This window comes from Paractinoplanes atraurantiacus (assembly GCF_900215205.1).
In the GTDB taxonomy this organism is placed as follows: Bacteria; Actinomycetota; Actinomycetes; order Mycobacteriales; family Micromonosporaceae; genus Actinoplanes; species Actinoplanes atraurantiacus.
In genome coordinates this window covers 49,471-62,278 of record NZ_OBDY01000028.1, presented here as the reverse complement: position 1 = coordinate 62,278, position 12,808 = coordinate 49,471, and the positions used below count along the sequence as shown (strand labels likewise).

7 protein-coding genes are annotated in these 12,808 nt (G+C 71.7%); 4 read left to right on the top strand and 3 right to left on the bottom strand.

The genetic code is table 11. The annotated features are described in order from the left end of the window. Positions 1-301: 301 nt before the first annotated feature. Positions 302-907, bottom strand: coding sequence for a TetR/AcrR family transcriptional regulator (locus CRP55_RS40575; protein ID WP_097327323.1), 606 nt, complete (start codon positions 905-907; stop codon positions 302-304). Positions 908-1,316: 409 nt separating this feature from the next. Between CRP55_RS40575 and CRP55_RS40570 the strand changes: the two genes are divergently transcribed. Continuing rightward, the gene (locus tag CRP55_RS40570) at positions 1,317-2,438 is read left to right on the top strand and encodes an epoxide hydrolase family protein (RefSeq protein WP_097327322.1); all 1,122 of its coding nucleotides are present in this window, start codon (positions 1,317-1,319) and stop codon (positions 2,436-2,438) included. Continuing rightward, positions 2,435-4,087 carry a gamma-glutamyltransferase gene (locus CRP55_RS40565; RefSeq protein ID WP_097327321.1) on the top strand — a complete coding sequence of 551 codons (1,653 nt, stop codon included), beginning with the start codon at positions 2,435-2,437 and terminating at the stop codon, positions 4,085-4,087. The genes CRP55_RS40570 and CRP55_RS40565 overlap by 4 nt, the downstream gene beginning before the upstream one ends. On the opposite strand, the gene CRP55_RS40560 is transcribed toward CRP55_RS40565, so the two are convergent. After that, the gene (locus CRP55_RS40560) at positions 4,077-5,768 is read right to left on the bottom strand and encodes a bifunctional AfsR/SARP family transcriptional regulator/alpha/beta hydrolase (RefSeq protein WP_179855546.1); all 1,692 of its coding nucleotides are present in this window, start codon (positions 5,766-5,768) and stop codon (positions 4,077-4,079) included. The genes CRP55_RS40565 and CRP55_RS40560 overlap by 11 nt on opposite strands. 46 nt (positions 5,769-5,814) lie before the next feature. Here CRP55_RS40560 and CRP55_RS40555 point away from each other — a divergent pair, with 46 nt between their 5' ends. Together CRP55_RS40555 and CRP55_RS40550 are read left to right on the top strand one after the other, a co-directional pair. Further along, entirely contained in the window at positions 5,815-7,119 is a 1,305-nt protein-coding gene (locus CRP55_RS40555; protein WP_179855545.1) for an FAD-binding oxidoreductase, read from the top strand. Then, a complete protein-coding gene (locus CRP55_RS40550; RefSeq protein WP_097327319.1) occupies positions 7,116-7,892 on the top strand; it encodes an NmrA family NAD(P)-binding protein in 777 nt (258 codons plus the stop codon). The genes CRP55_RS40555 and CRP55_RS40550 overlap by 4 nt, the downstream gene beginning before the upstream one ends. A 44-nt stretch (positions 7,893-7,936) precedes the next feature. Here the strand turns inward: CRP55_RS40550 and CRP55_RS40545 are convergent, their stop codons facing one another. Then, entirely contained in the window at positions 7,937-12,808 is a 4,872-nt protein-coding gene (locus CRP55_RS40545) for a carbohydrate-binding protein (protein ID WP_097327318.1), read from the bottom strand.

Genomic DNA, 12,808 nt, shown 5'->3' with positions numbered 1-12,808 from the left:
ACCGCTACGGCTCCCACTACCGCCACCGCCACCCCCACCGCCATCGGTACCGCTACGGCTCCCACCACCGCCCCCGCCACCGCCACCGCCACCGCCACCGCCACCGCCACCGCCACCGCCACCGAGCATCTGCCGCCGGTCGCTTGCGGGCCGTCGCCGAGGTCGCGGTCGACGCGGGTCCGTCATCGGCGCCAGCCGAGCTCTTCGTTCGTGGGCGCGGGCCCCGGCAGGTCGGGGCCGGCGCCGATCTGCCGACGGCAGCCTGCGGGCCGCCGCCGAGGGCGCGGTCGACGCGGGTCCGTTACTGGCGCCAGCGCCAGCCGAGCTCTTCGTCCGTAGGCGTAGGCCCCGGCAGGTCGGCGCCGGCACGGATGCCGTCGAGCAGGACGGTCAGGTAGCGCTCACGCAGCTCCCTGGTCCGCTCGGCGTCGGGGATCCGGACGGCCGCGCACATCTCCAGCAGCATCGTCACGTCGGCCATCACGAAGCCCGACCGCAGCGACGGCCGAGCCCTCTCGAACAGCACCGCGGCCAGGTCGTTCGCCCGGGCGGCATCGTCGTCCATCTCCTCGGTCGGCGTGAACGTGCCGGCCAGGTGCACGGTCAGCGAGTGAACGTCCGCGATAACGACCGTACGCAGGAAGTTCTCGAACGCCGTCCACCCATCCGGCTCGGCCGCAGCATCCTCAACCGCCGCGATGAAGGTCTTGAGGCCGTCGTGGCACAGCACCCGCAGCAGTTCCTCCTTGCTCGGGTACCGCCGGTACAGCGCACTGATCCCCACCCCGGCCCGCTCAGCAACCTCCGAGATCGGCGCCCGCTTGTCCGCAATGAAGACGTCCCGAGCCGCAGCCAGGATCGCGGTGTCGTTCAGGGCCGCCTTACGGGCCCGCTCAGAGATCGCCATACCCCCACCTTACTCGGAACGGAACGTTCCGCTCCGCTCCACTCCGGCAGATCGAGCCCCGACGGACCGGACGGCAAGAACGCGGAGTCGCCCCTGGCATGCACACGCGGAACGGAACGCTCCGCACCGCTCCGAGCAGGCTGGGCCTTCGGTGGGCCGAGCGGCGAGAGGGTCGAGGCATCTCTGCACGCACCGCGCGAACGGAACGCTCCGTCCCGCCTTGCGCCCACCAGCTTGGAACTTCTGCGGAACGAACGCTCCGCTCCCCCTTTCCGCCGCCACCGGCCGGGGAGCGCCGCGCTGGGGCGCTTCGAAGTTTTGCGGAACAGATTATTCCGTTCCGCTCGGGAACGGAGTACAGTCATAAGCGGAACGGAACATTCCGTTCCGCTAGACGAGGAGACTGGTAATGAGCGAGATTCGCCCCTTCCGCATCGACATCTCTGACGCTGACGTTGCTGACCTTCGTGAGCGGCTGGGCCGCACCCGGTGGTCGCCTGAGGTTCCGGGGCAGGGCTGGACGCGGGGCGTGCCCGTCGAATCACTGCGTGGTCTCGCCGAGTACTGGGGCGGGCAGTTCGACTGGCGGGCCGCCGAGGCGCGCCTCAACGAGCTTCCCCAGTTCCTGACCGAGGTGGACGGGCAGACACTGCACTTCGCTCACGTGCGCTCCGACAACCCGGAGGCGACCGCGCTGGTGTTCGCCCACGACTGGCCGGGGTCCTTCGCGCTCTACCTGCCGGCCGTCGAGGCGTTGCGCGCCGACTTCCACCTCGTCTTCATGAGCACCCCGGGGGTCGGCTTCTCCGGGCCGTTCACCTCTGCCGGATGGAACACTCCGAAGATCGCCGCGGCGTACCACGAGGTCATGAGCCGGCTGGGGTACGAGCGGTACGGCGTGCAGGGCACCGGCGGTGGCGGCGCCATCGCCGTCGAGATGGGGCGGCAGGCGCCCGAGCGGGTGATCGGCGCCCACGTCAACGGGCACATCACGTTCCCGTCCGGCGACCCGGCCGACTTCGAAGGACTCACCGAGGCCGAGCAGGGGCGGTTGCAGCGCCTCCAGGAGTTCCGCGACGACAAGATGGGCTTCAACGTCATCCAGTCGACCCGGCCGCAGACCCTGGCGTACGGACTGCACGACTCCCCCGTCGGCCAGCTCGCCTGGATCGCCGAGAAGTTCAAGGAGTGGACCGACCCGGCGGCCGAGCTGCCCGAGGACTCCATCGGCATCGACCTGCTGCTCACCAACGTCAGCCTCTACTGGTTCACCGGCACCGCCGGCTCGTCGGCCAACCTGTACTGGGAGGCCGCGCACGACCCGGCGGCCTGGACCCCGAAGCCCCGCTCCACCTTCCCGCTGGGTGTCGCCCTCGGCGTCACCGACATCACAATCCGCCGCTTCGCCGACCGCGAGGCCCCGGTCACCCACTGGACCGAGCTCACGGCCGGCGGCAACTTCCTCTCCGCCGAGGAGCCGAAAATCTTCGCCGACGACGTACGGGCGTTCTTCTCTAGTCTTTCCGCATGACCTTCGCCGTCGCACTGGCCGCGCCCCACCCGGGCGCGGCCGGCGCCGCACGCACGATCAACGGCAACGCCTTCGACGCCGCCCTGGCCGCGGCCGCCGCGCTGACCGTCGCCTATCCGCATCAGTGCTCGATCGGCGGCGACCTGGTGGCGATCGTCCGCCCGGCCGGCCGACCACCGCGGGCCGTCCTGTCGATCGGCGCCGCGGCCGCCGCCACCGACGTGGAGGCTCTCCGCGCGGCCGCCGACCACATGCCGGTCACCGGCCCGCACACCATCACCGTCCCCGGCGTGGTGGCCGGCTGGGCCGCCGTCGCCGCCCTCGGCGCCACCCGCCCCCTGCGCGACCTGCTGGCCCCCGCGATCAGCATGGCCGAGCACGGCGTAGCGGTCAGCCCCGGCCTGCGCCGCGCCACCGTGGCCGGCCTGGACACCATCCGCGCCGACCCCGGCTTGACCGCCCTCCTGCTGGACGGCGACCGCCGGCGCGACCACCTCGTACAACCGGCCCTGGCCCGGACCTTGACGGCCATCGCCGAAGACTGGCGTTCCTTCTACGACCGCCCACCGCTGGTGAAGGGCCTGCGCGACGCCGGCAGCCTGCTGGACGCGGCCGACTTCGCCGCCCACCGGTCCGAGGTCATCGACCCGCTGAGCAGAACGGTCGGCGGGGTCGCCTGGTTCGCGGCCCCGCCCCCGGTCCAGGGCGCGACGTTCCTCGACCTGGTCGGCTCGAAGACATTGCTCGCCGACGCGTGGCGAGCCAGGGCCGCCCGAGACGCTTACCTCGGCGACCCCCGCACCGAGCCGATCAACCTTGACGGCCTGCAGCCCCACCGCACCAAGCTCGCGCCACCTCCCGACTCCACCCAGCACGCAGTCGCCTCAGCCCATAAATCGGAAATATCCGGAAGGGCAGCGGAGAGTTCGGGGGAAGAAGGCGGGACACAAGGCGAAGGGGCGCGGCGCGAAGAGGAACGGAGCGAAGGGGCGCGGCGCGAAGAGGCACGGAGCGAAGGAGCGCAGAGCGAAGAGGCACGGAGCGAAGGGGCGCCGAGTAGCGGAAGCTGGGCCGACGGTGGAGTCAGGGCGACGGGTGACACCGTGGCGGTTACGGCGGTTGACAGTGACGGGAACGCGGTCACTTTGATTCAGAGTGTCTTCTTCAGCTTTGGGGCGGGGCTGCTCGATCCCGCCACCGGTGTGGTGCTGCACAACCGGGGGTCGTCGTTCAGTCTCGACCCGGGGCATCCGGGGCGGATCCAAGGTGGATCGCGGCCTCCGCACACGTTGTGCCCGACGGTGGGGGTCACGCCGGACGGTGTGGTCGCGCTGGGCTGTCAGGGTGGGCGGTCGCAACCGTGGATCCTCGCTCAAGTGGCGGCTGATGTCGTGGGCGCGGGTGACCTGGACGAGCTCGTGGGGCGGCCTCGATGGGTCATCGGGGCGGGTGAGATCGGGCGGGCCGTGCCCACCCTGCTGCTCGAGCCGGGGCTGGCGGCGGCCGAGGCCGGGGATTACGCCGTCGAGGCCACGACGGGGCGGCACGACGATGCCGGGCATGTTCAGGTCGCGCGGCTGCGCGGGGAGGTGCTCGACGCGGGCAGCGACCCTCGCGCCGACGGGGTCGCGGTTGTTCTCAGGCGGTGAGGAAGTCGGCCGCGTAGCGTCTCAGCTCGGCCGAGTCGGTGAACCACAGGGCGTCGGTTCCCGGTGTTGTTCGCAGGTGAGCCGACGGCAGGTGGGTGGCCAGGTAGCGGGCGTGTCCTATGTCGACGTTGAGGCAGTTGCGGCGGTGCAGGATCAAGGTCGGCGCGGTCACCTCCGGCAGGCGGTGACGGACGTCGGCGCCCGTGGCCACGGCCCGGATCGCGGTGGCCACGGCGGGGGCGGCGGCCCGGCGTCCCAGGCGGTTCCACCACTGGCGGAACGCCTCGTCGGCGACGACGCTGGGTGCGGCCTGGGCGACGGAGTCCGTGCCTCGGCCGGGTGAGACGGTGTCGCGGATCAGGGTCTCGGTGGTGCGGCGGTCCAGGCCGTACGGGTAGTCGTCGCTCCGGGTGTAGCGCGGGAAGCACTGGGCCAAAACCAGGCGGCGCACGCGCGAGGGGTGGCGGGCGGCGAACTCCAGGGCGACCAGGCCGGTGTCGAAGTTGGCGAACAGGTCGGCGCGGGGAATGGCCGCGGCGTCCAGGACCCGGCGTACGTCGTCGGCCCACTGCTCCAGCGGCGGCCGCGCCGGGTCGAGCGGGTCGGACAGGCCGATGCCGCGCCGGTCGAGGCAGACCACGGCGGCGTGGCCGGCCAGAGCGGTCAGGGCGGCGCGGGCCTGAGCGCCGTCGAGCAGGCCGTCGATGGTGAGCATCGCGGGGTTGAGCACGACCAGGTCGTGGCCGCGTTCCGACAGCCGGGTGTAGGCGGTCGAGCCGGAAGCATCGGTGGCGTAGCTGACCCGGACCTTTTCCGGCATTTCGGTTTGTACGGCGGGTGGCCGCAGCACCTCGGTCTGTGCGGCGCTCAACGCGGGCGACGGGTCGAGGCCGACTTCGACCAGCGCCGCGCGGGCGGTGGCGGCGGCCCGCAGCGCTTCGGTGGGCCGCCCGGCCCGGTTCAGGGCGCGCACATAATGCGCCCACAGCGGCTCGTCGAGCGGGTCGGCGGCGGTCAGCCGCTCCAGCTCACCCAGGGCCGAGGCGGGATCGGCGCCGGCCGCGAGACAACCGAGATGTTCCTGTACGAGGAGACGCCGCTCCTGCCGCCAGCCTTGCCGCAGCGCCGCCGCCGCGACCGTGTCGGGCAGCTCCGGATCGCCGCGCCACAGTTCGCGCGCTTCGGCCAGGACCGCGGCCGCGCTGTCCGCGCGCCCGTCGGCCAGCAGACCGCGGGCACGAACCCGGGCCGCCGCGACCAGGCCGACGTCGGTGTGCTCGGAAGCCACCGCGAGCCGGTACCCATCACGACCGACCCGCTCCACGCCCGCAACCCCGGAAGGCGAAACGCCCGCAACCCCGGAAGGCGAAACGCCCGCAACCCCGGATGGCGGAACGCCCACAGCGGCGGAAGGCGACATGCCAGCAGCGGCGGAAGGTGACACGACCGCGGCGGCGGAAAGCGCGATGGCGGCGCGGATGCGCGAGATATGAGCGCGCAGCGTCTTGACCGCTGACGGCGGCGGGTCGTCCCAGAGCAGCCGGGCCAGCTCGTCCAGCGTGACCGCGGCCGGCGCGTGGACGGTCAGGATGGTCAGCACTTCGCGCGCCTTGCGTTCCAGCCGGGGTGCCTCGCGCACCCCGGCCGTGCCGAGCACCCGCACGACACATCCGGACCACATCCACACAGCATCCGTCCCGGGCCGCCCCCTGCATAGCTTCGGCCGCATGACCACCTTCATCGAAACCGGCCCGGTGTTCCGGCCCGGCGACGCCGGGTACGACGCGCACCGGGCCGGCTGGCAGCGGGCCTTCGCGTCACGCCCGGCCCTCATCGTGGCCGCCGCCCGCTCGGACGACGTCCGCAAGGCGGTGCTCACCGCCCGCGAGCACGCGCTTCCCTTCGCCGTGCAGGCCACCGGCCACGGCACCCTCGCCTCCACCGACGGCGGCCTGCTGCTCAAGACCACCGCCCTCGACCGCGTCGAGATCGATCCACAACGGCGGGTCGCCCGTGTCGGGCCGGGCGCCGTGTGGGCCGACGTCAACCGTGCCGCCGCCCGGTACGGGCTGGCCGGCCTGGCCGGTCGTTGCAGCACTGTCGGCGTCACCGGCTACACGCTCGGCGGCGGCCAGTCGTGGTTGTCGCGGACTTTCGGTTTCGCCGCCGACAGTGTCGTCCGCGCCGATGTCGTCACCGCCGACGGTGTCGCCCGCACCGTGTCGGCCGATGAGCATCCCGATCTGTTCTGGGCGCTGCGGGGCGGCGGCGGCAACTTCGGCGTCGTCACTTCGCTGGAGTTCCGGCTCTATCCGGTGCGGCGCGTGTTCTCCGGCATGTCCCTCTATCCGCTGGAGCGCGCGCCGGCCACGCTCGCCGCCTATCGGGAGTGGGCCCTCGACGAGCCCGAGGCGATGAACACGGCCGTTCTGCTGATCCGCGAGCCGTCGAGCGGGCGCCGCCTGCTGGCGATCCGGGCCTTCCACCACGGCGACGACGGTCACCGGGTGCTCGCTCCACTGCTCGCGGCCGCCGGGCGGCCGCTTCTGGACGCGTACAAAATGCGCTCTTTCCCTGACGCCAGCGACGCCACCAACGGCCCGGACGTGCCACCGATGGCCCTCCGCCAGGAGATCGAGCTCTTCCGCACCCTGCCCGACGAGGTGCTGGACGCGATCGTCGCGGCCGGCGCGCCCGATTCCCCGCTCGGCTTTGTGGAGCTGCGGCACTGGGGTGGCGCCATGGCCCGCCCCGGCCCGGACGCCGGCCCGGCCGGACACCGCGACGTGCCGTTCTCCGTCATGGCCGTCGCACCGAGCCCCGTGGGCAACGAGGCCCTCGACCGCTTGAGCACCCGGCTGCGCCCACACGCGACCGGCGGTTCCTTCCTGACGCTGCTGACCGATCCGTCGCGGACCCGTGACGCCTTCACCGCCACCAACTACGCGCGCCTGGCCGCGGTCAAGCGCGTGTGGGACCCCGGCAACTTCTTCCTTCTCGGCCACAACATCCCACCGGAGGTACAGCCATGACCCGTGTCCTCGTCGCCGGCTCGACCGGAAACGTCGGCTCCCACCTGGTCCGCGAGCTGCGGTCGCGCGGAGCCGAAGTCCACACCGCCGCGGAAGACATGCACCGAGTAGATCGAGTTTATGTGTGCGCCGCCGACGGCCCGGAGAAGGTCGCCCGCGAGACCGCCGTGATCGACGCCGCGGCCGAGGCCGGCGTCGAGCGGGTCGTCAAGCTCTCCGCGATGCACGCCGACCCCGCTTCCCCCTTGCCCGCCTACCGCTGGCACGGCGAGATCGAGGATCACCTGCGCAAGGCGGAGGTGCCCGCCGTGGTCCTCCGGCCGGCCTTCTTCATGACCAATCTGCTCATGGTCGCCGAGGGTGTCGCGCAGTCCGGCATGCTGCCCGCGCCCACCGCGGGCCGGCGAATCGCGATGATCGACGTTCGCGACGTCGCCGCCTGCGCCGCGGCCGCCATTCTGGACGAAGGGCACGAGGGTCAGACGTACGACCTCACCGGCCCCTCGGGTGTGACCTTCGCCGATGTCGCGGCCGCCATCGCGGACGCGACCGGCCGCCCGGTCCGCTCGCTCGACCTGACCGAGGAGCAGGCCCGCCCGCGTTTCGAGGGCGCCGGCCTTCCCGGCTGGCTCGCCACCCAGCTGGCCGGCGTCTTCGGCGTGATCCGGGCCGGCGGCTTCGAGCGGGTCACCGGCCACGTCGAGGCGCTCACCGGCCGCCCGGCCCGCGACATCGGCGCCTTCGCCCGCGACCACGCCGCCGCGTTCTCATAGGAAAGGGGCCCGCGCACAAATGCGCGGGCCCCCTCGAAAAGCACCTACTTGATCAGCTTCCAGGGGCCGGACGCGGCGCCCGGTGCCTGGTTGCGGTTCCACCACTTCGCCTCGTACACGTGCTCCTTGTACGTGGCGCGGTCCCCACCGACGTAGACGGTCGTCGGGGTCCAGTCGGCCGGGCTGTTGTCCGGCTTCGGCGGTGCGACCTCGGCCCACGGGCCGTTGACGTCGCCCGGCTTCTGGTTGCGGGTGTACCAGCGGGCCTTGAACGTCTTGCCGTCGTACAGCGCCACGTCGCCCGCCTGGAAGATCCGCGACGCCGTCCACAGAGCGTCACCGGTCTCGTTCATGGCCAGTTCCTGCCACGCTCCGTTCGGGTCGCCCGGCGCCGCTGCGCGAGCGTAGTAGGACGCCTGGAAGACCTTGCCCTGGTACGTGACGCGGTTGCCGGCCTGGTAGGCCGTCGTCGCGTTCCAGGCGGCCGGCAGGCGGACCACCTGCGTCGCCGTCGCCGTGCCGGCCTCGAGCGAGTCGCTGCCCGAGTACGCCACGGTCAGCTCGTGGTTCCCGCCGGCCAGACCCTTGGGCAGGACGAGGACCGCCGTACCACCGGAAAGAGCGGATGAACCGAGGACCTTGGCGCCCTCGCTGACAGCCACGGTTCCCGTGCCGGAGGCGACCTTGACCGTCACCGACGCCGCGGTTCCCCAATCGACCGGCGTGGTGGTCACGCTGATCTGCGGCTTTGCTTTGGCCGTACGGAACACCGCGGGCTGAGCGACCGCAACGCCGCCATCCGCGCTACGCGCCGTCACGACCCACGCGTACGCGGTCACCGGCTGCAGCTTCGACCACGTCACCGACGCCGTGCCCGCCTCGTCCAGAGTGGTCGCGCCGATCACGCCGCCGGGCACGTACGCGGCCAGCGAGTCCGTGCTGAACGACGTCTTCCGGCTGGTCAGGTCGACCGGCAGGGTGAGGTTGTCCTCGGCGCCGTTGTAGCGGGGCTTGGTCTGGCTGCCGTCCTGGCGGATGTCGTACTCGGTCGCCCCGAAGTTGTTCAGGAACGGCGAGTACGTGTCGATGTGCAGCTCGGCCCGCTTGACGTCGAACTGCAGCAGGCGCAGGAAGCTCGCGCCGAACTGCAGCCGGTCGGTGGCCTTGTGGTCGATCTTGCCGTCGCCGTTGACGTCGATGTTGCCGTTGGCGTCGACCTTGTCGGGCCACAGCTCCGAGCTGGCCACCGTGTAGAACTGGTAGTCGGCCAGCAGTTCGACCACATCGTGGGTCTTGGTGACGCCGATGTTCGACTTCAGGTTGGTGCCCACGCCGTGCTCGTGGCCGGCCAGCACCAGGAAGACGTTCGGGTTGTTCTCCACGACCTGCTTGTAGAGGGCCGACCCGTCCGGCTCGGAGAACGCCGCCCCGCGGCCGTCGGCGTTGGCCGAGGGCTTCAGGTAGTCGTGCGAGAGCAGGATGCCGTTGCGGTCCTTGTACTTCTTGAAGATCATGTCGGCCCACTGCGCCTCGTCGCGCGTGACCCCGTACGACAAACCGACCGCGACGAAGTCGAGCCCGCCCGCGCTGAACAGCACGTAGTTGTTCTGGTTGTCCTTGCCCGGCGTGGCGCCGGCCTCGTCCCAGGAGTGGTATTCGGCGCCGGCCGGCCACGACTTCGCGACCTTGTAGTAACGGTCGGCGCTGAACGTCTTGCTGAACCGCGAGTCCGGCCCGGTCTCGGCGCCGAGCTGGTTGTCGTGGTTGCCGGCGATGACCTGGTTGACCACGCCGTTGTCGTCGAGCACCTTCTGGTTGCCCGAGGAGACCGCGAGCTCCTTGTCGACCTGCTCGTTGAGGCCGGGCCGCAGGAGCGAGCCGTCGGCCTTGCGAGCCAGCGGGTCGTAGTAGTCGTTCTCGATCACGTCACCGGTGTGCGCGGTGTACGCGATCTTGCGCTGAGCAGCGTTGTCGGCGATCCACTGGGTCTCGGCCCGGTAGGCGTTCTGCCAGATCGCCTGCTCCTCGGCCGTCTCGACGTCGGACGCCTCGTCGACGCCGTCCCAGTCGTTGTACGTGCCGCCGGCCGCGCCCTCGGTGATGTACTGCGTGTCGGTGAAGTGCGCGAGCGAGAAGTCGTACGTGGACGGGTCCTCGAACCGGTCCTTGTCGTTCTGCGCGCTCGAGTCGCGCGGCGACAGGTCGTCGGCGAACGGGTCCTCGCCGGTGACCAGCACGTGCGCGGTGCCACCGGTGCGGTAGCCGGCGGGCAGCGCCGCCGTCAGCACGGTGGCCTTGCCGGACTGACCGCGCGAGCTGGTGAGCACGACCCACTTGCCGGCGGCCGCGTCCCACACCCGCAGGGCGGCGACCCGGGCCGGGTCGATGGTGCCCTCCCAGCGCAGCGTCGGCTCCTGGGCCGGCGTGCCGACGGCCAGGTCGTACCGCTGGAACACCACGTCACGGCCGGACGGGGTGTCGACGGTCTTGCCGTCGAGCGGCCGCAGCGAGCTCACGTCGACGGTCGCGTCGTGGGCGACATCGAGCGTGGCCGGGACGGTGGAGGCCACGCCCTGGTAGCCGCCCGTCGGCAGCACCACGTCGGCCGCGGTGAAGGTGGCCGTGGCCGGCCCGTCGAGCTTGGCCGAGAGCACGGCCGAGTCACCGGCCGCCTCCGACGAAAGGCCAGTGGGCACGGACGGGATGTACGCGCTGGAGAAGTGGATCTCCCGGGTGGCCGAGTTGCCCAGCACGTCGGCCGCGGTGACCGCGATGGTGTGCTCGCCGGCGGGCAGGCCGTGCCCGATCTCGTCGCCCTCCTTGACGGTCTTGCCGTCCAGGGTGATCGCCGGCGTGCCCTTGACGCCCGAGGCGTCCTTGACGTCGACCGTCAGCGCCACGTTCGAGGTGATCCGCTGGCCCTCGGCCGGGGTGCTGCCCGCGACCTCGGGAGCGGTGTTGTCGACAGTGATCCGGCGGGTCGAGGTCTTGTCGCCGACCACGGCCGTGACCGTGTGCTTGCCGTCCGGAAGAGAAGAGGTGTCGATGTCGGCCCGCTTGCCGAGCGCCGGCAGCGGAGTGCCGTCGGCCGCGGTCACGTAGAACATGATCGTGGCGTCGAGCGTGGCGTTGTGGCTGCTGCCGCAGGTGCCGTCGCCGAAGTAGACGGTGACCGGCGATCCGGCCGGGTAGCTCGCGGAGCCGACCGTGACCGTGGTGCCGGCGATCTCGCGCGTCACCTGGGTGGCCCGGCCAACGGCCGGGGTCAGCGCGAAGTCCCGCAGCGTGAAGTCGTCGTAGTTGGCGCAGCTGCTGCCGTGGTCGTTGCCGGCCACGAACTCGACACTGTTGAGGCCCGGCACCAGCCACTCGTTCGGGAACGTGAGATCGGCCGTCTCCTTCTCCCAGATGCCGAGGTCGAGCGGGATGCCGTTGATCAGCACCTTGTTGTCATAGCCGCCGTCGGAGCCGTTGCCGCCGACGAAGACCTTCAGGTGGGCGTCGCCCCCACTGCCCAGAGTTCCGGTGGTACGGGTGGTGGGCGCTCCCGCGACGTCGAAGTGCAGCTCGAGGTCCTTGTTGGCGCCGCAGGTGCCGTCGCCCAGCGCGATCGACTCGGCGGTGGTGGCCGCCTTCGTGCCGCCCGTGACGACGTACGTGGTCCCGGTCGTGACCGTGCCCTCCGTGCTCAGAGCAAGCCGCGCCGAGCTGCGGGTGACCTTGAAGTCGTCGTGGTTGGCGCAGGTGACGCCGCCCGAGGTGCCGTTGTAGGTGCCGGTCCGCAGCTCGACGACGTTGTCGCCGGTGTGCAGGAAACGGGCCGGGAACGGCAGGCTGACCGTCTCGGCCCCGGCGACACCGTAGTCGCCGCCCAGGTCGACGCGGTTGCCGTTGACCAGCAGGTGGTTGTGGTACTTGGCCTCGATCGAGTTGCCGGCCTCGACGGTCAGGGCCAGCGTGGCCGAGCTGCCGGCGAGGGTCTCGTCGTCCTCGGCCGCCTTGCCGTCGACGGCGAGCTCGGAGACCGCCTCGGCGGCGCCGGTGGCCGGGGCCGCGATGACGCGCTGCTCGCCGCGGACCAGCACGCCGTCGGCCGGGGTGATCTTCGCGGCGCCGGCCGGGTCGTTGTTGACCTCGACCGTGGCGCTCGCGGTGGCGCCGGTCGCGGTGGCGGCCGCGATCGTGTGGGCGCCGTTGCCGAGCTTGGTGGTGTCCAGGTCGGCCCCGAGGCCGGCCGTGCTGCCCGGCTCGCCGGAGATCACGAAGGTCAGCGGCTGCGTGAGCAGCTTCTTCGAGGTGCCGCAGGTGCCGTCGCCGAAGCTGTAGCTGAACGCGTTCTGCTCGCTGTCGGCGACCACGCCGAGCAGGCCCAGCCCGATGCTGCTGATCGCGAAGTCGTCGTAGTTCGGGCAGCGCAGCCCCTCGCCGTACGGCAGGGTCTCGACGCCCGTAGCGGTGGTGCTGGTGGTGTCGACCCAGTTGGCACCGGCGTTGACGGTGACCGTGTTGACCCCGCTGTGCAGCCACTCGCCGGGGATGTCGACGGTGCCCCGCACGCCGCCGGCGATGTCCGGCAGGTAGAGCCGGTCGGCCTCGGCCGTGTGATCGTTGACGACCAGGTAGTTGTGATAGCGCGCCTCGGTGCCGTTGCCGCCCATGTCGAAGCTGAGGTGGGCGGTGCCGGCGGTCTTGGCGGCGTCCAGCGCCTTGCCGTCGACGGTGAGCGCGACGACGGCGTCGCCCTCGGTCGTCGGGTCGGCGGTGATGCGGGTGGTGCCGTCGAGCGTCCGGCCGTCGCTCACGTTGAGCGTCGGCGGACTGCCCACGGCCGCCGTCTGCGCCCCCGCGGTCGCGGGAGCGACGACGGCGGCGGTGACGGCGACCATGAGCACAGGCCACAGGGCCCTGCGGTTCAT

Coding starts and splice junctions, on each gene's coding strand:
- CRP55_RS40550 (WP_097327319.1), top strand. CDS start 7,116: ATGACCCGTGTCCTCGTCGCCGGCTCGACCGGAAACGTCGGCTCCCAC.
- CRP55_RS40560 (WP_179855546.1), bottom strand. CDS start 5,768: ATGTGGTCCGGATGTGTCGTGCGGGTGCTCGGCACGGCCGGGGTGCGC.
- CRP55_RS40555 (WP_179855545.1), top strand. CDS start 5,815: ATGACCACCTTCATCGAAACCGGCCCGGTGTTCCGGCCCGGCGACGCC.
- CRP55_RS40565 (WP_097327321.1), top strand. CDS start 2,435: ATGACCTTCGCCGTCGCACTGGCCGCGCCCCACCCGGGCGCGGCCGGC.
- CRP55_RS40570 (WP_097327322.1), top strand. CDS start 1,317: ATGAGCGAGATTCGCCCCTTCCGCATCGACATCTCTGACGCTGACGTT.
- CRP55_RS40545 (WP_097327318.1), bottom strand. CDS start 12,808: ATGAACCGCAGGGCCCTGTGGCCTGTGCTCATGGTCGCCGTCACCGCC.
- CRP55_RS40575 (WP_097327323.1), bottom strand. CDS start 907: ATGGCGATCTCTGAGCGGGCCCGTAAGGCGGCCCTGAACGACACCGCG.